The 24,304-nt window shown below is 45.0% G+C and carries 22 protein-coding genes and 1 rRNA gene; 18 read left to right on the forward strand and 5 right to left on the reverse strand.

All coding sequences use genetic code 11. The features are described from left to right. Nucleotides 1–197 precede the first annotated feature (197 nt). The 8 genes from map to AC1VYS_RS03100 all read left to right on the forward strand — a co-directional run bounded on the left by map (nucleotide 198) and on the right by AC1VYS_RS03100 (nucleotide 7,526). Nucleotides 198–953 (forward strand): type I methionyl aminopeptidase, encoded by a 756-nt coding sequence (gene map / locus AC1VYS_RS03065; RefSeq protein ID WP_482934469.1) that lies wholly within the window; start codon nucleotides 198–200, stop codon nucleotides 951–953. 598 nt (nucleotides 954–1,551) lie between these two features. Continuing rightward, on the forward strand, nucleotides 1,552–2,604 hold the full coding sequence (gene coxB / locus AC1VYS_RS03070; protein ID WP_441927092.1) for a cytochrome c oxidase subunit II: 1,053 nt from the start codon (nucleotides 1,552–1,554) through the stop codon (nucleotides 2,602–2,604). 71 nt (nucleotides 2,605–2,675) lie between these two features. Further along, nucleotides 2,676–4,526 (forward strand): cytochrome c oxidase subunit I, encoded by a 1,851-nt coding sequence (gene ctaD, locus AC1VYS_RS03075; RefSeq protein ID WP_482914893.1) that lies wholly within the window; start codon nucleotides 2,676–2,678, stop codon nucleotides 4,524–4,526. Continuing rightward, on the forward strand, nucleotides 4,523–5,149 hold the full coding sequence (locus AC1VYS_RS03080; RefSeq protein ID WP_441927094.1) for a cytochrome (ubi)quinol oxidase subunit III: 627 nt from the start codon (nucleotides 4,523–4,525) through the stop codon (nucleotides 5,147–5,149). Before ctaD ends, AC1VYS_RS03080 begins: the two co-directional genes overlap by 4 nt. 3 nt (nucleotides 5,150–5,152) lie before the next feature. Beyond that, the gene (locus AC1VYS_RS03085; protein ID WP_482912954.1) at nucleotides 5,153–5,473 is read left to right on the forward strand and encodes a cytochrome C oxidase subunit IV family protein; all 321 of its coding nucleotides are present in this window, start codon (nucleotides 5,153–5,155) and stop codon (nucleotides 5,471–5,473) included. Nucleotides 5,474–5,645: 172 nt separating this feature from the next. Beyond that, nucleotides 5,646–6,578 carry a cytochrome c oxidase assembly factor CtaG gene (gene ctaG / locus AC1VYS_RS03090; protein ID WP_482912955.1) on the forward strand — a complete coding sequence of 311 codons (933 nt, stop codon included), beginning with the start codon at nucleotides 5,646–5,648 and terminating at the stop codon, nucleotides 6,576–6,578. Between the two features lie 32 nt (nucleotides 6,579–6,610). After that, nucleotides 6,611–7,075 carry a DUF420 domain-containing protein gene (locus tag AC1VYS_RS03095; RefSeq protein ID WP_090918548.1) on the forward strand — a complete coding sequence of 155 codons (465 nt, stop codon included), beginning with the start codon at nucleotides 6,611–6,613 and terminating at the stop codon, nucleotides 7,073–7,075. Nucleotides 7,076–7,154: 79 nt separating this feature from the next. Beyond that, a complete protein-coding gene (locus tag AC1VYS_RS03100) occupies nucleotides 7,155–7,526 on the forward strand; it encodes a hypothetical protein (protein WP_090918546.1) in 372 nt (123 codons plus the stop codon). A 117-nt stretch (nucleotides 7,527–7,643) separates the two neighbouring features. On the opposite strand, the gene AC1VYS_RS03105 is transcribed toward AC1VYS_RS03100, so the two are convergent. Beyond that, nucleotides 7,644–8,003, reverse strand: coding sequence for a hypothetical protein (locus tag AC1VYS_RS03105; RefSeq protein WP_482912956.1), 360 nt, complete (start codon nucleotides 8,001–8,003; stop codon nucleotides 7,644–7,646). A gap of 217 nt (nucleotides 8,004–8,220) precedes the next feature. Between AC1VYS_RS03105 and AC1VYS_RS03110 the strand changes: the two genes are divergently transcribed. The 6 genes from AC1VYS_RS03110 to AC1VYS_RS03135 all read left to right on the forward strand — a co-directional run bounded on the left by AC1VYS_RS03110 (nucleotide 8,221) and on the right by AC1VYS_RS03135 (nucleotide 12,915). After that, on the forward strand, nucleotides 8,221–8,934 hold the full coding sequence (locus AC1VYS_RS03110) for a hypothetical protein (protein ID WP_482912957.1): 714 nt from the start codon (nucleotides 8,221–8,223) through the stop codon (nucleotides 8,932–8,934). A gap of 92 nt (nucleotides 8,935–9,026) precedes the next feature. Continuing rightward, nucleotides 9,027–9,416 (forward strand): GntR family transcriptional regulator, encoded by a 390-nt coding sequence (locus AC1VYS_RS03115; RefSeq protein ID WP_482912958.1) that lies wholly within the window; start codon nucleotides 9,027–9,029, stop codon nucleotides 9,414–9,416. Nucleotides 9,417–9,428: 12 nt separating this feature from the next. Beyond that, nucleotides 9,429–10,331 (forward strand): ATP-binding cassette domain-containing protein, encoded by a 903-nt coding sequence (locus AC1VYS_RS03120; RefSeq protein WP_482912959.1) that lies wholly within the window; start codon nucleotides 9,429–9,431, stop codon nucleotides 10,329–10,331. 20 nt (nucleotides 10,332–10,351) lie between these two features. Beyond that, nucleotides 10,352–11,254: an ABC transporter ATP-binding protein gene (locus AC1VYS_RS03125; protein WP_090918540.1), complete on the forward strand. Its 903-nt coding sequence runs from the start codon at nucleotides 10,352–10,354 to the stop codon at nucleotides 11,252–11,254. Continuing rightward, complete coding sequence (locus AC1VYS_RS03130; RefSeq protein ID WP_482914894.1) at nucleotides 11,247–12,545, forward strand: ABC transporter permease; 1,299 nt, start codon at nucleotides 11,247–11,249, stop codon at nucleotides 12,543–12,545. The genes AC1VYS_RS03125 and AC1VYS_RS03130 overlap by 8 nt, the downstream gene beginning before the upstream one ends. 187 nt (nucleotides 12,546–12,732) lie before the next feature. Next, the gene (locus AC1VYS_RS03135; RefSeq protein WP_145407867.1) at nucleotides 12,733–12,915 is read left to right on the forward strand and encodes a hypothetical protein; all 183 of its coding nucleotides are present in this window, start codon (nucleotides 12,733–12,735) and stop codon (nucleotides 12,913–12,915) included. A gap of 252 nt (nucleotides 12,916–13,167) precedes the next feature. Here the strand turns inward: AC1VYS_RS03135 and AC1VYS_RS03140 are convergent, their stop codons facing one another. The 4 genes from AC1VYS_RS03140 to AC1VYS_RS03155 form a co-directional block, all read right to left on the reverse strand. After that, a complete protein-coding gene (locus AC1VYS_RS03140) occupies nucleotides 13,168–14,586 on the reverse strand; it encodes an MDR family MFS transporter (RefSeq protein WP_482912960.1) in 1,419 nt (472 codons plus the stop codon). A gap of 149 nt (nucleotides 14,587–14,735) precedes the next feature. Further along, entirely contained in the window at nucleotides 14,736–15,206 is a 471-nt protein-coding gene (locus AC1VYS_RS03145) for a MarR family transcriptional regulator (protein WP_482912961.1), read from the reverse strand. Between the two features lie 322 nt (nucleotides 15,207–15,528). After that, the gene (locus tag AC1VYS_RS03150; protein WP_482912962.1) at nucleotides 15,529–17,235 is read right to left on the reverse strand and encodes a CocE/NonD family hydrolase; all 1,707 of its coding nucleotides are present in this window, start codon (nucleotides 17,233–17,235) and stop codon (nucleotides 15,529–15,531) included. 21 nt (nucleotides 17,236–17,256) lie between these two features. Beyond that, complete coding sequence (locus AC1VYS_RS03155; RefSeq protein WP_482912963.1) at nucleotides 17,257–18,492, reverse strand: MFS transporter; 1,236 nt, start codon at nucleotides 18,490–18,492, stop codon at nucleotides 17,257–17,259. Nucleotides 18,493–18,692: 200 nt separating this feature from the next. Here AC1VYS_RS03155 and AC1VYS_RS03160 point away from each other — a divergent pair, with 200 nt between their 5' ends. The 4 genes from AC1VYS_RS03160 to AC1VYS_RS03175 all read left to right on the forward strand — a co-directional run bounded on the left by AC1VYS_RS03160 (nucleotide 18,693) and on the right by AC1VYS_RS03175 (nucleotide 24,066). Continuing rightward, nucleotides 18,693–19,442 carry an IclR family transcriptional regulator gene (locus AC1VYS_RS03160; protein WP_482912964.1) on the forward strand — a complete coding sequence of 250 codons (750 nt, stop codon included), beginning with the start codon at nucleotides 18,693–18,695 and terminating at the stop codon, nucleotides 19,440–19,442. Nucleotides 19,443–19,610: 168 nt separating this feature from the next. Next, nucleotides 19,611–20,474: a DUF421 domain-containing protein gene (locus AC1VYS_RS03165; protein WP_482912965.1), complete on the forward strand. Its 864-nt coding sequence runs from the start codon at nucleotides 19,611–19,613 to the stop codon at nucleotides 20,472–20,474. A 205-nt stretch (nucleotides 20,475–20,679) separates the two neighbouring features. Beyond that, complete coding sequence (locus AC1VYS_RS03170) at nucleotides 20,680–21,903, forward strand: TraB/GumN family protein (protein WP_482912966.1); 1,224 nt, start codon at nucleotides 20,680–20,682, stop codon at nucleotides 21,901–21,903. Nucleotides 21,904–22,510: 607 nt separating this feature from the next. Continuing rightward, nucleotides 22,511–24,066 (forward strand): 16S ribosomal RNA (locus tag AC1VYS_RS03175). The last annotated feature ends 238 nt before the right edge of the window (nucleotides 24,067–24,304 follow it).

Raw genomic sequence — 24,304 nt, forward strand, 5'->3', positions numbered from 1 at the left:
CCAACTCTGATTATACTGTTCCGATATGAATAGAACCGTCTCTCGGGCTTAAGCTCCGGCAGACGGTTTTTTTTGCGTTTGCGGACGGAATTAGCATGTATCTATATGATCTTGGACTCTGGTATCACTTTAGGGGCTTTGTTCCGTGTCTCTTGCATATATATGGAGTACACCTATAGCAGGAAGGATGAAGGCATGTGGACCCTATATTGAAAACCAAAGAAGAGATTGGTTACATGCGGGAAGCGGGACGGATATTACGAAGCTGCCATCAGCATATCGAGAAGTATATGGTTCCAGGCACAACAACAGCGGAGATTAACGAACATGTGGAGACATTTCTCGCAGATCATGGGGCTACACCCGAGCAAAAGGGATATAAAGAATATCCCTACGCGACATGTGCCTCCGTTAACGAAGTGGTCTGTCACGGGTTTCCTGGAAGCCAGGCGCTTGCAAGTGGAGATGTTGTGACCATTGATATGGTGGTGAACAAAGACGGCTGGCTTGCTGACTCGGCCTGGACATATGCCATAGATGAACCAAGCAGATCCATCCGCAGGCTCATGAAGCGTACGGAAAAAGCGCTTTACAAAGCCATTGCGCAGGCTGTTCCCGGTAAAACACTAGGAGACATCGGAAGCGCGATTGAACGAACCGCAAGGTTGTATAGATACGGGATTGTGAAACCGCTCATTGGTCATGGCATCGGGCAATACATTCACGAGCCCCCGAATGTGCTGCCTTATGGGAAACGGAAAACAGGAATGATGCTCACCGAAGGTATGGTCATTACCATCGAGCCGATCTTCACGAAGGGGAGTTCCGGGGCCGTAGTATGGGATGATGATGGCTGGACAGTCCGAACACTGGATGGAAGCTGGGGCGTGCAGTATGAACATACCGTAGCGATTACCAAGGACGGACCATTGATTCTGACGGATGGATCTTGAGAATTTGAAGTACTCAATCAGATGCAGAAAAGAAGAAACGAAAACTCTATAATGGAATGATTGAAAGAATGCAGAACTGTCGTGAATGCTCCATGCCAATTCGACTCGAAGGTGCATGGGGCAGAATTACCCATTTCCAGTTGATGTGGTAATGGTTTCCTGTAAAGAGGGAAGAATCTTTTTGCATAATATCACATGTTTTTATTGTGATAAAAGTCGCTAAGAAATCTGATTTTATCACCGAAATATGGCAAAATTTTTCAGGATCGAATTGTAATAATCTAAACTGAAATCGTTTGCAAATCAAGTTGTAGAGCGGTTTTTTACATAAAGTGAACAATTTGTGAACATGTGTCCAAAGATTGACAAAATCATACCCTCAACTTATATTTAATAAGTGATTGAAGCATATAGAATGAATTGGAAGAATGCGCAGACATGCCCTGGGCAGGAAATGACGGGAGTACTGGAAGCGTTATTTTTGTAAGTATTCTATATGAAGAAGAGGATTATGTTTATCGTGCAAAACGTACATGTGTTGGCTTTGTACCGAACGACAACCGTAATCTACGAAAACGTAAAAAAGTGGGGTAGATCAATGATGAAACAGTGGCAGGTTGCAAAGCGAATCCTTCCCTTGCTGGCAGTGTTCTCTTTGCTGCTATCCGCATGCGGGCGGGAAGACTTGTCGGCAATGAAACCTCAGGGTCCTGTGGCGCAAGACCAATTAGATCTGATGAAGCTGTCTATTGCGATTATGATCGTGGTGCTCATCATTGTATTTGCGATTGCTGCCTATGTCCTGATCAAGTTTCGCAGGCGAGCAGGGCAGACCGAAGTGCCCGAACAGGTTGAAGGAAACTTCAAACTGGAAGTAATATGGACAGCCATTCCACTTCTGCTGGTCATTATTTTGGCTGTACCAACCGTGCAGACGATTTTTGCCCATGGTGAAGATCTGACGAATGACAAAAACGCAGTTAAGGTCCAGGTAACCTCACATCAGTATTGGTGGGAATTCACTTATCCTCAGTATGACATAACCACCGCTCAAGACCTCATCATCCCGACCGGAAAGAAAATTGCATTCGAATTGAAAACCGCTGACGTGCTTCATTCCTTCTGGGTGCCGTCACTTGCGGGCAAAATGGACACAAACCCGGATGGAACATTGAACAAATTCAGCTTCTCAGCTCCGAATGAAGGCGTTTACCGCGGTAAATGTGCCGAGTTATGCGGCAGATCGCATGCATTCATGGAATTCAAAGTGAAGGCTGTGAGTCAGGAATCTTTCGACCGCTGGGTTAACACCATGAAGGCACCTGCTGTCCTTCCTGAGGATGCGCAACTCGCTGAGAAATTCAAAACAAACTGTCTTTCTTGCCACGCTGTAGGTGACCAAGGCGGACCTGCTGCACCGAACCTTACAGGTATTGGTGGTAAGGAATCCGTTGCAGGCATTTTGCTGAATCAGCGTGAAGGTCAGGAAGAAGGCAAACCGGTGCTCGATAACATGAAAGAGTGGCTTCATGATCCACAAGCAGTGAAGCCGGGCAATACGATGCCAAGTCCGAAAAGTTTGGGACTGACGGATGAAGAGATCGACGGAATTGCCGAGTATTTGGCCAATTACAAATTGGACTACGAATAGAACAGCAAGGATGAAGAAGGGGGTACACAACCTTGGCTCATGCGCATAGCGTCAAGCGGTACAGGGGCTTGATGGACTGGATCACCACCGTCGATCACAAAAAAATCGCCGTTCTTTATTTGATTGCGGGCGGATTTTTCTTCGGCATTGGCGGAATTGAAGCCATATTGATCCGGATTCAACTGATGAAGCCGATGAACACTTTTGTATCGGCGCAGGTGTTTAACGAATTGATTACGATGCATGGAACCACGATGATTTTCCTTGGCGTCATGCCGATTATTTTTGCCATTATGAATGCGGTAGTACCATTGCAGATCGGGGCACGTGACGTAGCTTTCCCTTTTGTTAACGCTCTAGGCTTCTGGACATTTTTGTTCGGTGGTTTACTGCTCAATCTGAGCTGGGTTATGGGAGGCGCGCCGGATGCAGGCTGGACAGCATATACACCTCTCTCCGGTTCGGAGTATAGCGGAACACACGGTGTGGACTTCTATACGATCGGTCTTCAGATCGCCGGTTTGGGTACACTCATCGGGGGGATTAACTTCCTGGCTACCATTATCACCATGCGTGCGCCAGGCATGTCCTATATGCGGATGCCGATGTTTACTTGGACTACGTTTATTACATCCGCCATTATCCTGTTTGCTTTTCCTGCCATTACGGTAGGCCTTGTATTATTAACGTTTGATCGGATTCTCGGTGCGAATTTCTTCGATGTTGCAGGCGGCGGTAACCCCGTGCTCTGGCAGCACATCTTCTGGATTTTCGGACACCCGGAAGTATACATTCTGATCTTGCCGGCTTTCGGCATTATCTCGGAGGTTATTCCAACCTTCTCGCGTAAACGGTTGTTTGGATATAGCTCCATGGTATTTGCAACCATCCTGATTGCCTTCCTGGGCTTCATGGTATGGGCGCATCACATGTTTACGACAGGTCTTGGTAACGTGGCCAACGCGTTATTCTCGATCTCAACGATGCTCATTGCTGTACCGACGGGGATCAAAATTTTCAACTGGCTCTTCACGATGTGGGGCGGACAGATTCGCTTTACGGCGGCAAACCTCTTTGCTGTCGGATTTGTACCTACCTTCGTCATGGGGGGAGTTACCGGTGTCATGCTTGCTTCTGCCCCGGCAGATTTCCAATTCCATGACACATACTTTGTCGTAGCTCACTTCCATTATGTTATCGTGGGCGGACTGGTACTCGGATTGTTCGCCGGACTCCATTATTGGTGGCCGAAGATGTTTGGTCGTATTCTAAGTGAGTCACTCGGGAAGTGGACATTCTGGACATTCATGATCGGGTTCCAGTTGACCTTCTTCGTACAGCATTTCCTCGGTCTGATGGGGATGCAACGCCGGATTGTTACATACTTGCCGAATCAGGATTTTGACCTGCTTAACCTGGTCAGCTCCATCGGGGCGTTCCTCATGGGCGTAGGGGTCATTATCTTCCTGGTGAACATCGTCATCACGACAAAGAAACCAATCGATGCACCAAACGATCCGTGGGAAGACGGTCGTACACTGGAGTGGACGATTCCATCGCCGCCGCCAGAGTATAACTTCAAACAAACACCGCTGGTACGTGGTATCGATGCATATTGGAAAGAGAAGATGGCAGGCAACAAGGAGATGACTCCGGCGGAGCCGGTAGGTTCCATTCATATGCCATCTGCTACACCGTTGCCGTTTGTGATGTCGGTAGGTATTTTTATCGCCGGACTTGGACTGATGTTCAGCAAAGACACATTCGAATTGGAATTCATGAATATCATCTTCAATAATTATATCGTGCTTATTATCGGTCTTCTCATTACATTTGGTGCGATGGCACTACGCTCATTATATGACGATCACGGCTGGCACATTGAACCCGAGGATCAGGACGAGAAGGGGGCGAGAACATGACAACCTCACATGCCGAGCCGGTAAATGGCAAGTTGCCGCATGAACCGGAGAAGGCAACGCTGGAAGGACGCAACAAGCTGATTGGCTTCTGGCTGTTCCTTGGCGGCGAGACGGTACTGTTTGGTACACTTTTCGCTACCTTCCTCGCACTCCGCGGGCAGACCAATGATGGACCTACGGCGAATGAACTGTTCCATCTGCCGCTTGTGGCAGCAGCAACGTTTATTCTCTTGGTCAGCAGCTTGACGAGTGTATTCGCCATTCAGGCGATGCACAAAGGGAATCGAAATTCACTTGCCTTGTGGCTGGGGATTACGGTTGTTCTGGGGCTGGGATTCCTTGGTCTGGAGATTTACGAGTTCTACGAGTATGTGAAACATAAAGAGTTTGGTATGACTACGAGTGCCTTCAGTTCGGCATTCTACACGTTGGTCGGGTTCCATGGAGCCCACGTTGCCTTCGGTATTGTGTGGATCGGAATCATTATCGGGCAGTTGTTCAGAAAAGGATTAACGGTCGTAACCGCACCGAAAGTCTATGTTTCCGCCATGTACTGGCACTTCATCGACGTTGTGTGGGTGTTCATCTTTACGGTCGTGTACCTGCTCGGAAAGGTGGGGTAACACATGTCCGCTCAGGATCAAAGTGATCAACAGCCGGTGAAGCACCGTCACCGTGCAGAAGGTCCTTCGAAGCATGTTGTTGTGTTTGTGTTCTCGATCATTCTTACATTGATCGCATTTGCGGCAGCTTCAGCTGGAGGGGTTAACACCACCTTCACCATTATTATCATGGTTGTTATGGCCATTCTGCAGGTATTTGTGCAGCTTGGTTACTGGATGCACTTGAAGGACAAAGGCCACTTGATGCCAATTCTATTTATGGCCTTTGGATTCTTCGTAGCCTTTACATGTATTATTATGGCCCTCTTCTGGGTCTGGTGGTAAGAGAGATGGCGGCGGCGTATTGCCGCCGTCTTTTCCCCTTTTATACGAGTGAATGATGAGTGATGGAGTGTACATCTCTGGATCGTTCCAAGATACCGTCATCAAGAGAGTATAGACATCGTGGTAAGTGAAATAAATGTTCACCAAAACAGGTCACGGGGAGGTTTCCCGTATGCTCGGGTTGCAATATTTTAGTTTTGACGACTTATGGAGTCCGCTTATTCTTGCTTTATTTTTGATTATCGCTGCAGCCTATCTCGTATTAGTGGGTCCGTTCAGCGAGAGAGTTCATGACGCAGAGCCAGCAACAGCCGGACAGAAAGTATTATTTCTGGCAGGTCTATTCGTTTTATATCTGGCACAAGCGGGTCCCTTCAATCTACTAGGTCATGTGATGTTCAGTTTCCATATGGTGAGCATGGCATTATCCTACCTTGTTGCTCCGCCATTGATGATGAAAGGTTTGCCGACTTGGGTATGGCGCGGTATTGTGCGCTGGCTGCCTACTCGCAAGCTAGCCTTCCTGGCGCATCCCATTGTAGCGGCAGTGTTGTTCAACGGACTGTTTTCCTTGTATCATCTGCCCGTTGTGCATGATTATGTCATGTTGAATTTTACCGTTCACCGGTTGTATTATATCGTACTTTTTATCACATCCATGCTGATGTGGTGGACGTTACTTAACCCTCTGCCAGAGGGTAGACAAGCGTCAGGTTTGTCGAAGGTTGGATTTATCTTTTTGAACATGGTGTTATTAACGCCTGCATGTGGATTGATTATTTTTGCCTCCGAACCGCTGTATCAGACGTATAGCAATCCAGCTGTATGGGCTGAAGCGATGAGGTATTGCGTATCGGGTGACTCTTCGGCGATTCTTCGTTCATTCGGGGGGCCGGGGTTCTTTAATGTTCTGTCTTCCACGAAGGAGGATCAGCAGGTGGGCGGGATTCTCATGAAATTTATTCAGGAGGGCATCTTTGTGTCCATGCTGGCTTATGTGTTTTCTCAGTGGTATCGGAAAGAGAGACAGGAAGAGGATGATGATCTCTCGCCTGCTGGTGGTGGTAATGAGCAGGGGCCGCTCAATCCGGCCGCCAAATCGTGAGTTTAATGTGACGACAAAAGGGGGAACACACGATGGATATGTATTTTTGGCTACCTACAATCAGTACTTCTTTCATTGTGCTTAGTGCGATACTTGTGGCGATTGGCTGGGCTTTAATTATTCGTGGCAAACGAGAAGCACACCAGTCTGCCATGGTAGCGGGAGCGATCGCAGCTCTAATCTTTTTTGTAATTTACATGTCCCGCACTGTATTTGTTGGTAATACGGCTTGGGGCGGAGACCCGGATATGGAGATCTTTTACCGCATCTTTCTGATTTTTCATATCATTCTGGCTACCGTTGCCGCTGTATTCGGTATCTCGACTCTGGTACTTGGTTTCAAAAAGAATTTTGGAAAACATCGCCGCTGGGGGAAATTCACCTCCATCATCTGGTTTGGCTCCGCACTGACAGGTACGGTGGTATATGTGTTGTTATATCTGCTCTATCCGGGAGGACATACCAGTCCGGTATGGGAAGTTATCCTCGGCGCTTAAATGGATGAATCTCGCAGATGATTCGTCCATGCCATCTCTCTTATTCATTCATAGAATGAGTTTGAGAGGGGGGAACCAAATGAAAAAAACAGTCAGCATCAGTCAAACGTATCCTCGTCTTACCGTGTATTCCGAAGAGAACTACAGAGGAAGAAGCCGCATTTATCGTGGTAACACAGGACTTCGCAACCTGGACAATATTTTGGACGGGGTTGAGAGCCTGCGCTTCTTTTCAACGAGTTCGAATGCAACACTTGTGCTGTTTACACGGCCAAACTTCCAGGGCGGCTTCCGTGTCTATCGCGGGAACACCAATCTGAGAGATTTGGATGACTTGATCCGCGGCGAAGATGTAGAGTCGTTGATCTCCACCAATCAGCGTCTCACTCTGGCTGAGATTCGCGCCATTCGTAGAAACCGCAGCTTGCCAACAGGCTACAACCTCGTGTAAAACATGAGCCTCTTCTGCTATCAGGTGACCGGAAAAGAAAGAGAGTGAAAGAGCTGTACCCTTCTGTGATTTGTTCACAGTGCCGGGTACAGCTCTTTTTTTGATCGCGATAGGCCGCTAATCTCCGCCGCCTCCGCTATCTCCACCTCCACCACTATCCCCGCCACTGTCACTGCTTCCGTGATCACTGCCAGAATGATGATGGGACCCGGAAGAAGAATCCGTATCGTGATGTTTGTGATCGAGGTGAGGTCGGTGGTCATGATTATGCCTGTGATGAGAATCTGTTGGAAAGTCAGAACTTATCATCGAAGAAGACGTAGCAGATCCAGACGAATGATGATGATGTCCAGACTGTCTAGAATGCCTTTTGACCTCACTTTTGCTCTGAACCCGACCTGGCTCGCTGCGAATGATGAGCCAGATCATCGCAAGGATGAATATGAAAACAAGTACGGGCTCAATAAGCCATCCCATCGTATGATCATTCCTCTCAACTAAAATCGCTGTGTTTATTTTATCGCAGAATGGATTCTTTTCCTATCCTACTTTCCTGATTCAGGAAAAAAAGGGGTTGACGGGACAATGGATAGGTCTGTATACTGTGTATATTGATATATACAGTAATCACAGTGATCAAAACAAAAGCACAGTAAACCAGAAGAAGGAAGACAGTTGAAAGGCAGGCATAGATATGGATGCATGGAAGCAAGCGTGGTGGTTAACCCGTAACGAGTATAGAAAGGATAAGCTGCAGTGGTTATGGTCTGCCATATTTATGATCTACACAGGCAGTATGAGCGGCGTGATGCTGATAGGACAGCAACAGAGTAATTTTATTAACCCGGTAGTGGATGCGTTCTTTTTAATTATGCTGCCGTTTCAGGGATTTCTTTTTTCCAGACGTTCCTTTCGCTACATACAGGAAGATTCATATACACAGATGCTGGCCTATTACCGAAGGCTTCCGATTTCGAATGAGGCGGTGATGTGGTCGAGATTGCAGCAATCACTGATTGCGTTTGCATATAATGGACTCTTTTTCTACGGAGCATTATATGCGGTCAGACTGCACACTATGAGTTTCACATGGGATCAGTATTTAGCCTTTGCGCTGAGCTGCACAGGATATGGACTTCTAATTACGGGATTATATATTTACGGAGAGTTTCTGTTCAGTGGTAAAAAATATTTGTTGCTCAGCTTTATGTTCTTACCGGTCGCCGTTGTGATATCTGTGCTGATCCGTCTCTCGGGCACTTATGGATTCTGGTACGTTATTCAATACAGTAAACTGTGGGGTTTGTTATCCCCGATCATGTGGATTTCGGTGGTTGCAGGTTTGGCGGCATTATGGGGGTTCAGTCGATTGACGCTGAAGAAGCTTGCCTTGAGAGATTTGAGTTAGAAGGCAGCAGAATTATTGATAAAAAGAATATAGGATGAAACCGGCACGTTCAGGTAAGTGAATGAAGTGTACCGGAGGGCGAGGTGCAAGATGTGAAGATACCCATTCAAATAAATGAAAATAGCGCTGAACCTTTGTATCACCAGATTGAGAATCAATTGAGGTCGTTAATTATAACGGGTCAACTTGGGGAGGGGACACATTTGCCGTCCATTCGTGAGTTTGCCGGCGCACTGAATTGTAGTGTGATTACGGTTAGACGTGTCTATCAGGATCTGGAGAATGAAGGTCTGCTTCGCACGAAGCAGGGGACAGGAACATTTGTGGCCCAGGTTGAGGCAGGAGAGCGAGAGAACTACAGGCTGAAGGCTGCGGAGGAAGCGATGCAAGCTGCAGTGCAGTCAGGCAAAGCTGTGGGGTGTACTGAAGAGGAAATGGAAGTTTTGTTCCGGCAAGCCCTAAGAGCAAATTATTCGAAGTAAGGAGGGGGAGGTATGGTGGAACCGATAGCTGTTCAATTAAATGGTGTATCCAAGATGCGTAAACGCAGGGTTATTGGGCCGATTGATCTCACGATTCCAGAAGGATATGTTGTTGCCATTCTAGGGCATAACGGCTCTGGCAAAAGCACATTGCTTAACATGTTGCAACAAGTTGTACTACCGGATAGTGGTGAGATCATATGGTTCGGACAGGAGAAGCATTCGGGGATACTTCCGATTGAGCTTAGACAACAGATTGGCTTTGTGGCGGATAACAGCGGTATTGAAGAGAATCGCATGACGCCGCAGGAGGCAGCAGATTTTAGATCACATTGGTACCCAAGGTGGGACATGAAGCTGTTCAAACAGCTTATAACAGACATGGACGTGCCAAGTGATGTGAAGCTGACCAAGATGTCCAAGGGAGAACGAAGGAAGTTTGAAATTGCCGCAGCACTTGCTGCTCGTCCTAAACTCCTTCTTCTGGATGAACCTTCGTCCGGTCTTGATCCTTTTGCTTGGAAGGTAATGGTGGAGCAGTTCCGCGATTATATGGAAGGTGGAGACACAACCATTTTGATTGCCACGCATATTGCAGATGAAGTGAAGCGGCTGGCAGATTACATCGTACTGATGCACCGCGGGCAGGTTCTGGGTATGGCGGAGAAAGACCTTGTGCTTGAGCAGTGGAAGGAGATCTGGTATGAAGGGGATTTGCGGCCCGAGAATATTCCTGGTGTAGTTGAATCTTTTCAGGAAGAGAATGGCCTGATCCGTGTGATTACAACCCGGGTGAGTGAAGCGCAGGAGAGGTTGGAGTTGTCCAATCATCAGGTGCTCAAAATCCGTAATTTGGAACTGGGAGAAGTGCTGGAATATTGGATTGCCGGGTATGCACCCGTACAGTGGAGATAACCGAAGGGAGACGATTCTGAATGAACCGATTGGAATTAAAGCAAGTCGTCAAACAGTACGCAGACAAAACAGCTGTCAATGGAGTTACGCTTAATGTAAAAGAGGGCGAGATTTACGGATTGCTTGGAGCGAACGGCGCCGGTAAAACAACAACGATGCGCATGGTGCTCGGTCTAATCCACCCGGATGGAGGTAACATTCTGTACAACGGGAAGCCATATAATACGGAGCTGCAACAGATTATGGGATATTTGCCCGAAGAACGCGGATTGTATCCCAAGGTAAAAGTTAGCGAACAGATTAATTACCTGGCACGCCTCCGCGGAATGAAAGCCAAGGATGCCGATGAGAGTCTGAAGTATTGGCTGAAGCGTTTCGAAGTGCCTGAGTATTATGATAAAAAAATCGAGGAATTATCCAAAGGAAACCAGCAGAAAATGGGCTTTATAGCCGCGGTGGTACATAGACCGCAGATTCTCATTCTGGATGAAGCCTTTAGTGGACTTGATCCAGTTAACGTAGAGTTGCTTAAATCAACGGTTAAAGAATTGCGTGATGAAGGTACAGCCATTTTGTTCTCTACACACCGGATGGAACATGTTGAGGAATTGTGTCGTCAGATCACGATACTTCATCGTTCTAACACGGTAGTGCAAGGTGAGATTAAGGAGATTAAGAGCCGTTATCCGCGTGAACAAGTGTACCTCAGTACTCTTGGACAGGTAGAAGGACTTGAGCAGCTGGCAGGTGTGAAACGAGTGGAGCAAAACGAACGTGGATATCAGATTCAGGTCAGTGAGGTCGCTGCGGCTCAGGAAATTTTGAAAACGGCAATGGCACAGACGACTGTGGAGCATTTTGAGATTAAGGAACCAACGCTTAACCAAATCTTTATTCGTGAGGTAGGTGAGTCGAATGAATAAAATGGGCACAATTACAGGTTTCACATTCAAAAACAAAGTAAAAACGAAGTCGTTTATGGTTACCACCATTGTACTTGCACTTTTAATATCGATTGGACTCAATGTTCCATATTTCATTACCTTATTTAATGGCGGCTCCATTGGTGGAGGAGCTTCAAGTAGTAATCCTGTCAACATCGGTCTCCTAACCACGGAGCAGCAGGATGTAGCACAGAAACTGGAAGACTTCTCGGCTGCTCAGGGAAATCAGGCGTATCGTTTCATCGTGAGTGGTGATAAGGATGAAGCCGCATTGAAACAAGATGCGAAAGCAGGCCTGATTGATGGTTATTTGAAACTTGAAATGGTAGCAGGACAGGAGTTTCCGAAGCCTGTTTTATATTCCACAGATGACATTTCACCTCAGATTACTACGGCTATTGAATCTGCTCTGCAAACTGTGAAGCTGGATGTCGTAGTCAAGGATGTACTGACACCTGAACAGAAGGCATTGATTACAACACCTGTGAAGCTGACTGCAGAGAGTCTAAGCGCCGATGATGGTGAGGCTGGAGCTGGTGCGGAAAAATCAATGAGCCCAATCAACTATATCGTCGTGTACTTGTTAATCATCTTGCTGTTCACATCTACGATGATGACAGGTAATATGATTGCTTCCGAGATCACAGCAGAGAAAAGCTCACGGATCATGGAGATTCTGATCACGAGTGTATCTCCGCTCAGTCAGATGTTTGGTAAAATTATCGGTATCTTCATGGTAGGTATGTTACAGATCGGCATCTTCGGAGCCGTTATTGCGGGAAATATTCTATTACCGCACAACCGCGCAGTACTGGATGATTTCAATTTGAGTGTTAGCGACATTAATGTTGCTGTGATTGTGTATGGATTGATCTTCTATATCCTGGGTTACTTCCTGTACGCAGTGCTATTCGCAGCCGTTGGTTCCATGGTCAGCCGTACGGAAGAGCTGGGGCAGGCAGTTCTGCCAATCACGATGCTGTCCCTGGTATCCTTCTACATTGCACTCTTCAGCATCTCTGCACCGAATATTTTATTGCTCAAAGTTGCAAGCTTCATTCCGTTCACATCACCAACAGCAATTCTGGTACGGATCGGGGCAGGCGTTGCACCGACCTGGGAGATTCTGACGTCTCTTGCCATTCTGGCTGTATCCATTCTGGTCTTTGGCTGGCTTGCAGCTAAAATCTATCGTACGGGCGTACTGATGTACGGCAAACGTCCAACCTTCAAAGAGTTGTTTAAAGCGATGAAGGCGTACAAGATTTAATATTTCAAACTACGCAGCTGCAGTGTGTTGTCAAAATTAGTGAAAGTATTTTCAAAATTTATGAGAAATGTATATTTATGCATATTTATTTACCTAAAACAACGTAATATAACCTCTTGGCTAGAATAATGTTGTAGTGGGCATAAAATTAAAAATAATTCAAATACACACTATGGAGGTAGTTAATATGATTAATCAATTAAATACAAAGTCCTATAAGTTAATGAGTGCAGGAGTAGTTGTTCTATTGTTAGCATCAGTCATCAGTGGAGAAGGCTCTGTAGTGAAGGATGCCGTTCAAGGGGTGATGATGGGAGCTGGAGCTGTTTTCGCAGCTGTAGGTCTATGGATGGCTGGGAGTAAAAAGTGAATGAAGAAGTAAGGAAAGGCATAGGATATCATTTCAGAATGGTAACCCTCCTTTGCTCGATATCTATTGACTGTGCTTACTCTGGCATTAAATTTCGAAGTGATATCCGGATCCCGTCTGTCTTGGTGGTATCAGGGATTGTATGTGTTGTGTTGGCCTGGATTCGTTTTAACGTTGGATGAGAGAAAAGGTGCCCCTCGGCAATGGAGTGGCGCCTTTTTGTTATTTACGATTTCAGTTCGTGAATCTAGTTTAAGTTGTCTTTTGCTTCTGTTTATTCGTAAGAAACAGGCCAGGGATCAAGATCAGTGCCAGAATGATCGCGGCTAAAAGAAAACCGATATGATACGCCTGCAATTGATTTGCAATGGTTGGATGCAAGCCTTGTATGACTGTTGCAACAGCCGTCGCAATAATGGCTGAGCCGAAGCTTGAACCGAGGTTTTCAATGATATTTATCCCAACACCCGCCTCCGGAAGCTGCTTGCTGTCCAGTCCATTGTATGCTTCGCTCATTAACGGAAGACTAATGCCTCCAACGCTGGCACCTCGAATAAATAAGATTACTGAAATCCAGATCATGCTTGTATGATCTGTGATGAAGATAAAAGGAATGGACCCAATAAGGGAAAGGAAAAGACTGACGATCAGCACATATTTTGCACCAATGCGGTCGATCATTTTTCCAATGAAAGGTCGGGTGATCAGCATACCAACGCCTTGAGGGATGAGTGCAACTGCTGTTTCAATGGCTGTGAAGTGTCGAAAGGTTTGAAAAAACAAAGGGAGTATTAACATCGGACCCATGATGGCGATATTAGCGAAGAATAGCCCGGCACTTGAGGCTGCAAAGTTCTTATGCTTAAACAAATTCATGGGCAGAACCGTTTGATTCATTTTAATACGATTATAAACGAGATAAATGAGAGCCGAAGCAAGGCCAATCCCCATCCACAAAATGGTTTCCTGATTATTGAAAGTGGCATAATCCGCTGCTTTGGTAATTCCGTATATTAAAGCTGCACTCATCATGGATAAAACGATAATTCCAAAAAGATCCAGCTTGCTCTCTTTGTTAAAAGGCTCGTAGTCTGGAATCTTTTTGATCATGAGTGGTGCAGATATCAATACAATGAACACGTTAATGAAAAAGATCCACGGCCAAGATGCGACTTGAACGATGAAGCCTCCGATGATGGGTCCCAAAATAGGACCAAAGATCATAGGAGTGCTTACGATCGCCATGACTCTGCCTAAATACTCTTGTCCGGTTGTCTTAACCAAGAGGGTGAACATGAGGGTGGTAATGACTCCGGCACTAAATCCCTGAAGCAAACGGAAGAAGATAAAACTGGAGATATCCCAGCTAACACCTATTAGAATAGAAATTACACCAAAAGCAATGACCGCTCCAATGAAGACCTTTTTACCATTAAATTGATTCATAAGCCAACCAGATACCGGAACTGCAATCGCAAGGGCTAAAATATATCCTGTAATGGCCCATTGAATGGTGCTTAATGTGGTATGAAAATCTTTTGTGAGTTGACTTACCGCGATATTCACCATGGTAGAATCCAACATAGGAGCAATTGCTCCAAGAGCAATGGCCCAAGCGGTAATCAGGATATGTTTAGGTATTCCGGTTTCTTTTACTTTGTTTGTACGCATATTACACTCCTTTAATCATATTGTTTCCTCGTCAACCAAAATTCTATCTAAATTTTGTTTCCTTGTCAACAATAAAAAGAACGTAAAAAAAGCATCCGTTTCTCTTTAGAGAAGGTTGCTCTTGGTTTTATTCTTCATTTATAGGTGTTTCACTTCGTTATATCTAAACCTTGTTTCTTTATTTCAGTGTCCAAATGTTTACTGTACAAGTCAATGAAGTTCAGCATGTGATCGAATTGTTCTTCCGTTACATGGTTGAATACCGATTCATCTCTTTTCTGAAACTCTTTATGCAGTTTCTCATGAATGTCAAAAACGACTCTGCCTTGCTGGGTGAGTTTAAAAAAGACTTCTTTCTTGTTATTCGCTTTCTGATAGTCTTCGATCAGGCCTTTTTCAATGAGTTTCTTCGTTAATTTACTTATAGCGCCCTTGGTCATATACATGGACTCCGCCAGCTTGGTTACATTGGAATCTACATTTTTCTCTATAAATTCAATGCAATGGACTTCAGAAGGCTTATACCCTTGAAGACTGCTTTCCATTTTCGCTTTATTAATCCAGACTAACTTATTAAATAAATCCCTGAAATTAAGCATAACCTGTTCTTGCTTGTTCATGGTTAGTCACCCCATTTGAGTAATAAGATAAAGTGAGACAGTGCATAGAAGCACCATCTTACATAGTAGTTCGTGAATTAGTATCACTGACAACGATGGTCTCCTACGATAAACTATAACCTTTTATAAGATGAAATCAAATGATTGGATTCTGGGAGTCGTAATTAGTGAATGTATTTTCAAAATGGAAGGGACATGTAACTGAAATAGGTGCCACTCGGCAATGGAGTGGCACCTATTTATCTTTGATCCAATGAATTGATCCGATGAATTAAAGCAAGCACAATTTGCTAAATAGCCTGCAATCCTTTAGAAATACAATCTATTCAGGGAATTCGATATAACTACAATGACTAGAGCCTGTGTACAGGGTCTGAGTTGCAATCTTGTATTCGGATGTGGAAGCCCAAGGTTCGTTCACATTGGAATGAACATGGTAAGCAGGAAAATTAGAAGAAGATACTTCTGCTCGAATAAAAGAACCTTTCTGTAGCTCCCACGCTGTTGGCCACATCTCAATGATGACCTGAACAGGTTGGTCGGGCGTATAATCCACGGGTTGATCACTGTTATTCCGATATCTCAGAGAAGTTATGCCATCGACGATATTGAAACTTTGACCATCCGGAAATACCTCGCAGATCTTCACACTAAAAGCCGTATCCTCCGCATCTGTACTAACCTCTAAGCACACTTTAATACCACCTGTTATTTGTTTGTTCTCATCCAGTACACCAGAGTCAAACCTCACGACATCGTGGCGATTAGAAAAGTCAGGTTGGGCCAAACTACCATGTGGTGCACCCTTAAACGAAGGCATGATCCAAGCAAGCAAGGCACTTCCTCCGTGCGTAGGTACGGGTGAGGAAGGATCGTATACATACTTCACTGTTGACGGTTGCGATGGCTTGTCGGTTAGTTGCTTTCCTGGGTTATTTGAAAAGTACAAACGCCAGGTTGCGTCCTGATCGGTTATAGACTGACGTTCTTCCCACTGAGAAGCTCCGATACGATAAAAGGAAATTGGGCTGAATGTGCCGGGGTTCCCTTTTAAATGTATATCAAACCATTCCAATGCTGCTTTTATTCGAAAAGCTCCCAGTAGGTTAGCATCCGGATACGTCCGTTCACCCGGTGAATTCCCGACATGATCCCAAGGGCCGACTACAAATCTGCTTTTACGTTTTACATGATCTTGAAGCAGGTTGTAGCCTTTGAAGGCTCCCTCCAGATGATGGTCAAACCATCCCTCCACCATAAACACTGGAATATTGATCTTCGCAGGAATGTTTAACAGCTCTGCCCATATTCCTTCCTGCCAGTATTTTGATTCACGGCTCGTCTCTGAAATATAACTTTGGTAGAAGGGAAGTGTACGGCCCAAAAGTTTCTCGTCTGCTTGGTTATGAGGCACCATGCGAAGAGAATCCTGATAGAGCTCACCTGCATCAGTCGTCGTTTCTACTCCAGAATTCGCAAACGCCCAAGACGTATATATGTCATGCCGAAACATGCCGTTCATATACATCTGTCCATAGCGATCTACTCCAAAAAGATCCAGAAATACGGTTTTGACTTCTTTGGGCAAAGAATCAGCGATAATCCAGGTTGTAAATGAACAATACGATTGGCCAAAGAGTGCGATGTTTCCATTTTGGAAAGATTGCTGGACTAGCCATTCCAATGTATCAATGCCATCTTCACGTTCATTCACAAAGGGAGACCACTCCCCTTCTGAAAGTCCTGTTCCTCTACAGGATTGAATAACTAGAACATAACCATGCCTGACGAATTGTGTATAGGTTGCTTCAAGCAAGTCTTGGTTATTGGGATAGGGATTACGGACCAAAATGCATGGCCATGAATCACCTTGATGGGGCCGGTAAATCCGAGTATGAAGCTGAACGCCATCTCGCATCGAAACCATGGCTTCACTCATACCGTGGATTTCATATTTGCAAGGTGGGTTTTCCTGTTCGATCGTTTTAGTTAAACCTTCCCATTGGGGATTTACTTGGAATGATCTCATTTTTTACACCTTCTAACGAATTTATGATGTGGTTATTCTTTTTCTGAATTGAATAGCAAATGCAAGGCAAAGGAAACCAATTGTATACGCTACCACGTTTAAAATCAATGAAGCTGAGTAGGAATTGGTGTGATCAAACATCGATCCATGTATATATACAGAAACAGCATTGGCAAATGCACCGAACATGAGAATAATAGAAAGGATTTGGCTATAGTCTTTCGTTCCGAAAGATCCACGAATCAATAAAGGGATTGCAGTAAGTACAATGGCTTGTCCCATCCCGCTCAGAAATCCGGAACCATTCAAAAAGACAACATTGTTGAATACGCCTGTACTATACCATCCAGAAGCTCCAAGGAGCGTGAAAATAAGTAGTACGATGACGGGTTTAACATGATCCAACATAAAGCCCATAAGCAGTTTACCAACGGCGGCTCCAATAAGCAGGGCGGACATCACACTTGCACCTACTTGTAAACTGAAGTTTAAGCTTTGAATAAGTGCCGGTACATGTTGTGCCAGAGAGCCAGCTGCCTGAAAACAGATAATAGCTATGATAAAACTGTAAAAGATAGGTGTGCGGGATGCCTCTTTTATCGACAGACCGTTCGCTTCCACATTGTTGACTGCTTGATTTGATTCTGCTGCTGTATGGTTCGTTTCTGCACCATAAGGAAGCAAACCATTTTCAGGTTTGAATTTCATCAGAAGGGCAGTCGGTAAAAGCACGACAAGACATATAACGCCTACGATAATATAAGTTGTTCTCCATCCATGTTCAAGAATAAGATGACTGATTATCGGATTAAAGAACGAGCCTCCGACAGCGGTCAGCGCACCTGTAATTCCAAACAAAATCCCCAGCTTTTTCTCGAACCAGTTACCGAGCAAAATAGGGATGGAAATAACAATGGAGATACTCTGAACGACTCCCAAGACTACTTTGATCCCGTAGAAAGGAGTGACACTTTGAATGAATGAACATGCTATAAAACAAAGGCCTGTTATTCCGAAAGACAGACTGAGCAGCAGTTTGGTATTGACCTTTTTAAACACTGTACCAGCAAACAACAAAGAAACTGCACCGGCGATCCCGCCAAAGGTTGCATTGAGAGCGATTTCAGCACGCGTCAAATTTAAATCTGTGCTCATTCCTCCCCAGAATAAACCAGCTGTATTGATCGTTAATCCGAAACCAACGAAGGATATAATACAGCATCCCAAAAAAATGACCCAAGCATAGTGAATTTTCATATTGTCCCCCCTGATGTGTGCACACCCCTATCATTCCACTATATGGAATGGTATTCAACCTAATGAGTAGAATTGAATTATCATTCCGTATAATGGAATGGTGTTCTTGAATATGGAATGGGTGTGTTGTATGATTGGAATAGTAGCATACGCTTACATTATAATCAAGATAAAGATTAACGATGAAAGGTGCCTTATTAATGACCAATAAATCTAACGTAACTTTGAAAACATTAACTATTATGAAGGCTTTCATTGATGGACAAGCGGTATGGGGAGTCAATGATCTTGCCCGATATCTAGAAAGCCCGCCAAGTTCCATACACCGTATTTTGAAGACATTAAAAGAAGAGAACATTTTGCAGATTATTCCGGAAACGAACAAGTATACGATAGGGAATGAGTGGGTACGACTTTCATCATTTATTAGTGCTAATTTTGGATTGAAATCCGTAGCTGAACCTTACCTTAAGACATTGTCGCATGAAGTGGGACAGTCCGTGTATTTGGCACAATATCAAGAGCAGTACCAGAAGCTATCATTCATTTTAGGTATTCATAGTTCCAACATTCTTCAGTATCGCCTGGAGCTCGGAGTGCTTCAACCCATTCATATTGGAGCCAGCGGGAAAGCCATTTTAGCATTTTTAACAGATGAACAAATTAAGGAAGTGTTGAATCAGGAAGGTGTGCTATTAGATGAAGCAAAGCAAATTATAGTGGAGATCGAGAGGATCAGGACTGAAGGATACTCCTACACGTTCAGTGAACGTAAAAATGAGTCGATCGGTTTTGGTGCTCCTATCTTTGATGCCGCGCACAATGTAGTCGGAAGCATTATTTTCGCAATCCCGTTGAGTTTGTATAAAGAGGAAGAGAAGGGTGTTATGATTGATAAAATTTTAGAGACATCCAAAGAAATTTCATATCATCTTGGACAAGTGAGATAAAAAAATCGTCTATTAGATTGCGAAGAACGGAACGTTTCCCCAAAAACTTATATCAATTAGAACGTAATGTTGCATGCATACAATCTGGCGCGCAAGTTAATTATAACCTTTAATAATGAAGTTATGTCATCTGAGGAATATGACTTCATTCGGAAAGGAGCATGCGACGTGCCTGATTGGTTAGAGGTTATTATACGAACGATTTCTGCGGTAACTATGCTGTTTCTCATTACGAAAATTTTAGGTAAGCGGCAGATCTCTGAACTATCCTTGTTTGAATATATAACGGGGATCACGCTCGGGAACCTGGTAGGTTACATCTCTTTGGATACCGATACAAGCTGGTATTTGGGCTTCCTTGCTGTGCTGGTTTGGGTTTCTTTCTCGGCAGGTGCGGAGTATCTAACGATGAAAAGTAAAAAGTTTCGAGATATTGTGGATGGGAAATCAACGATCCTTGTTGAAAATGGAGCTGTCATTCAGAAAAATCTGAAAAAGGAACGACTGACGATTGATGAGTTTCTGGAACAGCTTCGTAAGAAAGATGTTTTTCGGGTGGCCGATGTGGAATTTGCGGTAATGGAACAGAGCGGAGATATCAGTGTACTATTAAAAAAGGAATATCAACCGCTTACGGCAGACATGCTAGGGTATCGTCTTTCTTCGGAAAAGGAACCGCGAACGATTATAATGGATGGTCGCATTCTACCTGAAACTTTAAATTCTGCTGCAGTGAGTGAGGATTGGGTTAAAAAAGAACTGCGTAAGCTTGGTCTGAACTTAAGCCAAGTTTCAATCGGTCAGGTGGATAGTAAAGGAGAACTGACTGTGCAGACTGGAACGGAGGCTTTGCCCAAACCAGCTCAATCGAATCCAAATGATCAGATCAAAGATCTGGTACAACGATTACAGGACGATTTGATTATGAGAAAACAACTTGCAGCGAATGACAAAGATCGTCTTAAATATCAGGAGGCGCTAGATCAATTTCAAACGGCAATGCATGCTTATCAAAAAACGAATCCGTCGTGAGAAGGTACGTACATAACAAAACCATTCGAAACCTTGGCTAAAGCCAGGGTTCTTTTTTATAATCCATAGTAATCTATGAATATCTGGAAAATTTTCTGAAACGAGATTCACATTAGAACGTAATATAAAAAGTGAAAGTTACCTAGTTAATCTTTGTCTACATCAAAAATGTGGAAATTAGAAGAAGAAGGGGAATACACAATATATGAAGCAATGGAAACACGTACTCTTATCTCTTACCGTCTCAGCAGGATTGCTCGCATCAGCAGTTCCGGCAATGGCTGCTCCGCCAGACACAGCTGTTAAGGTCGACAATAAGGCCGTTACATACACTGCAGGCGCACCAATTGTTGAAAAAGGAACGACTCTCGTTCCACTCCGTACAACGCTGGATGCACTGGATGCCAAACTGGCGGGTACAACCGATGACAGTATCACAGCAATCGTCAATGGCAAGACGATTACACTGAAAAGCAAGCTTGTTCGCATCAATGGTGTTACTTATGCGCCAATTCGTATCGTTGGCGATGCAGCAGGATATGAGGTTCGTTGGGATAAGGCTAAAAGAACCGTGTTGCTGGTATCCAAAGGCGACGGCACGGTTGAAATCGCCCAAAACGGTGGACGCGGCTTCATGTGGGAAGTGCAGAGCAATGGCAATACCGTATATCTGGTAGGGTCGATGCATGTAGCAGACAAAAGTTTTTACCCGTTGCGTCCTGAATTTGAAGAGGCGTTTGCTGAAGCGGACTATCTTGGCGTAGAAATAGATCTGAGTAAAGCGGCAGACGAAGAACAACAGAAGCTGGTTTTAAGTATGGGTTCATATCAGGATGGTACAACGTTGAAGGATCATATTTCCAGTGAGACATACAGCAAGCTTGGTGATATTTTGAAGAAAAAGGGATTAGAGCCTAACGCCTTGGATGCGTTCAAGCCTTGGGTGGTGGAAACTACACTGGGAAGTTTGAAAATGTCATCAGCTGGACTGGAAGCAGCGTCGGGTGTAGATTTGTATTTTATTCAAAAAGCGATTGAGCGTAAAATACCTGTGATTGAACTTGAATCCTACGAGTCACAATTAGGGATGTTCGATAATTTCTCCAAAGAATTACAGGAAAAAACACTGCGTTCCACAATCGACAACTTCGATGTACTGGACAAGTCCGCGAATCAGATGGCTGAGATGTGGAAAACAGGTAATGACGAGCAACTGCTGGAGTTGACCAACACCTTCTCCGATGATGAAGAGTACAACAAAGCGATGTTGGTAGACCGAAATATTGGTATGGCCGACAAGATTGATGGTTACCTGAAAAACGGCAAAGGCGAAGAGTACTTTATCGTAGTTGGAGCAGCACACTATTTAGGGGACCACGGGGTTGTGAAGTTGCTAGAGGATAAAGGATATAAGGTAGAGCGCAAGTAAGGTGAGTATTAGGTGTGGTATCTTATCTAATGATTTACTCTTTATGATAAACCGTAGCATTCTCTAAAAATAGATTGGAAATAGAAGCTCTTTCAGATGTTTAGTCTGAGAGGGCTTCCTTCTATAATAAGCGTCTTTATTATCTAAATGATAATAGAACAATTATAGTTGGTGGATAGTGAGGACATGGATAGATTGTAATATTCTTTGGGTACTTAATTAATTGGGTGAATATAGAAAAATAAAAATTTAATAAATAATGCTTTACAAGTAGAAGGGAACCATGGTATATTCTTATTCCGGCCAAGAAAGCACAGCTTACACGGTGCGGCAAGCGAATGAAATAAGCTTCGAAAGAAACTTAAAAAAAGAGCTTGCAAAGTTGGTTCGGACATGATATTATATAAGAGTTGCTGAAACGAACTGGTTTCGGTAACGGAAACAAGTTTGATCTTTGAAAACTGAACAACGAGTGAGTAAAACATTCTGCTTGCAGAATGAACGTGAAGGTTTTGGTACATGCCATCCGGCTGTATGAAAACTGGAACACAATTGAGATTTTTAATCTCGTCAGATTCAAAATGAGCTTATCGCTCTTTTCAATACTTTATTGGAGAGTTTGATCCTGGCTCAGGACGAACGCTGGCGGCATGCCTAATACATGCAAGTCGAGCGGAGTGGATGGAAAGCTTGCTTTCCTGATACTTAGCGGCGGACGGGTGAGTAACACGTAGGCAACCTGCCCTCAAGCTTGGGACAACTACCGGAAACGGTAGCTAATACCGAATACTTGTTTTCTTCGCCTGAAGAGAACTGGAAAGACGGAGCAATCTGTCACTTGGGGATGGGCCTGCGGCGCATTAGCTAGTTGGTGAGGTAACGGCTCACCAAGGCGACGATGCGTAGCCGACCTGAGAGGGTGATCGGCCACACTGGGACTGAGACACGGCCCAGACTCCTACGGGAGGCAGCAGTAGGGAATCTTCCGCAATGGGCGAAAGCCTGACGGAGCAATGCCGCGTGAGTGATGAAGGTTTTCGGATCGTAAAGCTCTGTTGCCAGGGAAGAACGCTTGGGAGAGTAACTGCTCTCAAGGTGACGGTACCTGAGAAGAAAGCCCCGGCTAACTACGTGCCAGCAGCCGCGGTAATACGTAGGGGGCAAGCGTTGTCCGGAATTATTGGGCGTAAAGCGCGCGCAGGCGGTCATGTAAGTCTGGTGTTTAATCCCGGGGCTCAACCCCGGATCGCACTGGAAACTGCGTGACTTGAGTGCAGAAGAGGAGAGTGGAATTCCACGTGTAGCGGTGAAATGCGTAGAGATGTGGAGGAACACCAGTGGCGAAGGCGACTCTCTGGGCTGTAACTGACGCTGAGGCGCGAAAGCGTGGGGAGCAAACAGGATTAGATACCCTGGTAGTCCACGCCGTAAACGATGAGTGCTAGGTGTTAGGGGTTTCGATACCCTTGGTGCCGAAGTTAACACATTAAGCACTCCGCCTGGGGAGTACGGTCGCAAGACTGAAACTCAAAGGAATTGACGGGGACCCGCACAAGCAGTGGAGTATGTGGTTTAATTCGAAGCAACGCGAAGAACCTTACCAGGTCTTGACATCCAACTAACGAAGCAGAGATGCATCAGGTGCCCTTCGGGGAAAGTTGAGACAGGTGGTGCATGGTTGTCGTCAGCTCGTGTCGTGAGATGTTGGGTTAAGTCCCGCAACGAGCGCAACCCTTATATTTAGTTGCCAGCACTTCGGGTGGGCACTCTAGATAGACTGCCGGTGACAAACCGGAGGAAGGTGGGGATGACGTCAAATCATCATGCCCCTTATGACCTGGGCTACACACGTACTACAATGGCCGGTACAACGGGCAGCGAAATCGCGAGATGGAGCCAATCCCACCAAAGCCGGTCTCAGTTCGGATTGCAGGCTGCAACTCGCCTGCATGAAGTCGGAATTGCTAGTAATCGCGGATCAGCATGCCGCGGTGAATACGTTCCCGGGTCTTGTACACACCGCCCGTCACACCACGAGAGTTTATAACACCCGAAGTCGGTGGGGTAACCGCAAGGAGCCAGCCGCCGAAGGTGGGATAGATGATTGGGGTGAAGTCGTAACAAGGTAGCCGTATCGGAAGGTGCGGCTGGATCACCTCCTTTCTATGGAGAATCGTCTTCTGCAACGAAGACATTCAAATAAGCAGCTCAGCTGCAAACTACTCACTCGTTGCTCAGTTTTGAGAGCTCAAACTCTCAAACAGCTTGCTTATTATGGAGCTTGTTCTTTGAAAACTAGATATCGAAACGAAACAAACGCGAATTAGAACATTCCTTTTTAGCTGAACTTGTGTATAGCAAGTTTCAATAAAAACGGTAGATTGCTGGAGCGAGTGATCGA

The organism is Paenibacillus sp. G34 (assembly GCF_056856875.1).

Bases quoted from the DNA above. Each gene is read 5' to 3' on its own strand.
- coxB (WP_441927092.1), top strand. From the start codon at position 1,552: ATGATGAAACAGTGGCAGGTTGCAAAGCGAATCCTTCCCTTGCTGGCA.
- AC1VYS_RS03160 (WP_482912964.1), top strand. From the start codon at position 18,693: ATGACCAATAAATCTAACGTAACTTTGAAAACATTAACTATTATGAAG.
- AC1VYS_RS03150 (WP_482912962.1), bottom strand. From the start codon at position 17,235: ATGAGATCATTCCAAGTAAATCCCCAATGGGAAGGTTTAACTAAAACG.
- AC1VYS_RS03135 (WP_145407867.1), top strand. From the start codon at position 12,733: ATGATTAATCAATTAAATACAAAGTCCTATAAGTTAATGAGTGCAGGA.
- AC1VYS_RS03170 (WP_482912966.1), top strand. From the start codon at position 20,680: ATGAAGCAATGGAAACACGTACTCTTATCTCTTACCGTCTCAGCAGGA.
- AC1VYS_RS03080 (WP_441927094.1), top strand. From the start codon at position 4,523: ATGACAACCTCACATGCCGAGCCGGTAAATGGCAAGTTGCCGCATGAA.
- ctaD (WP_482914893.1), top strand. From the start codon at position 2,676: ATGGACTGGATCACCACCGTCGATCACAAAAAAATCGCCGTTCTTTAT.
- AC1VYS_RS03120 (WP_482912959.1), top strand. From the start codon at position 9,429: ATGGTGGAACCGATAGCTGTTCAATTAAATGGTGTATCCAAGATGCGT.
- ctaG (WP_482912955.1), top strand. From the start codon at position 5,646: ATGCTCGGGTTGCAATATTTTAGTTTTGACGACTTATGGAGTCCGCTT.
- AC1VYS_RS03085 (WP_482912954.1), top strand. From the start codon at position 5,153: ATGTCCGCTCAGGATCAAAGTGATCAACAGCCGGTGAAGCACCGTCAC.
- AC1VYS_RS03110 (WP_482912957.1), top strand. From the start codon at position 8,221: ATGGATGCATGGAAGCAAGCGTGGTGGTTAACCCGTAACGAGTATAGA.
- AC1VYS_RS03105 (WP_482912956.1), bottom strand. From the start codon at position 8,003: ATGGGATGGCTTATTGAGCCCGTACTTGTTTTCATATTCATCCTTGCG.
- AC1VYS_RS03130 (WP_482914894.1), top strand. From the start codon at position 11,247: ATGAATAAAATGGGCACAATTACAGGTTTCACATTCAAAAACAAAGTA.
- AC1VYS_RS03155 (WP_482912963.1), bottom strand. From the start codon at position 18,492: ATGAAAATTCACTATGCTTGGGTCATTTTTTTGGGATGCTGTATTATA.
- AC1VYS_RS03145 (WP_482912961.1), bottom strand. From the start codon at position 15,206: ATGAACAAGCAAGAACAGGTTATGCTTAATTTCAGGGATTTATTTAAT.
- AC1VYS_RS03140 (WP_482912960.1), bottom strand. From the start codon at position 14,586: ATGCGTACAAACAAAGTAAAAGAAACCGGAATACCTAAACATATCCTG.
- AC1VYS_RS03095 (WP_090918548.1), top strand. From the start codon at position 6,611: ATGGATATGTATTTTTGGCTACCTACAATCAGTACTTCTTTCATTGTG.
- AC1VYS_RS03100 (WP_090918546.1), top strand. From the start codon at position 7,155: ATGAAAAAAACAGTCAGCATCAGTCAAACGTATCCTCGTCTTACCGTG.
- AC1VYS_RS03125 (WP_090918540.1), top strand. From the start codon at position 10,352: ATGAACCGATTGGAATTAAAGCAAGTCGTCAAACAGTACGCAGACAAA.